General features: G+C 68.1%; 1 protein-coding gene. It reads left to right on the top strand.

Features of this window, described 5'->3' with window-relative positions:
• The coding region (locus tag EEJ42_RS30905) for a DDE-type integrase/transposase/recombinase (protein WP_148082053.1) at window positions 1-504 on the top strand (504 nt) is incomplete at both ends.

The following is a 504-nucleotide window of genomic DNA, read 5'->3' as shown; positions in this document are numbered from 1 at the left end:
CCCGGCGAACTGATCCATATCGACGTCAAGAAACTCGGCCGCATCCCCGACGGCGGCGGCCACAAAACGCTCGGCCGGGCCGCCAGCCGCAAGAACCGCACCGGCACCGGCTACGCCTTCCTGCACACCGCGCTGGACGACCACTCCCGCCTGGCCTACACCGAGAGCCTGCCCGACGAGAAGGCGGCCACCTGCGCGGCATTCCTACGACGAGCTGCCGCCTGGTTCGCCGCACGCGGCGTGACCGTCGAGCGGGTGCTGACCGACAACGCCTGGTCCTACACCAAGAACACCTGGCGGCAGACCTGCCGTGACCTGGGCATCAGCCCCCGCTGGACCCGTCCCTGGCGCCCGCAGACCAACGGCAAGGTCGAACGCTTCCACCGCACCCTGCTTGACGAATGGGCCTACCACCGGCCCTACATGTCAGAAGCCGAACGGCAGGCAGCGTTTCCCGACTGGCTGGACTGGTACAACTACCACCGACCCCACACCGGAATCAGC

The sequence above is a fragment of the Streptomyces botrytidirepellens genome, assembly GCF_003721215.1.
Lineage (GTDB): Bacteria > Actinomycetota > Actinomycetes > Streptomycetales > Streptomycetaceae > Streptomyces > Streptomyces himastatinicus.
This window is presented reverse-complemented; position numbering and strand designations above follow the sequence as displayed.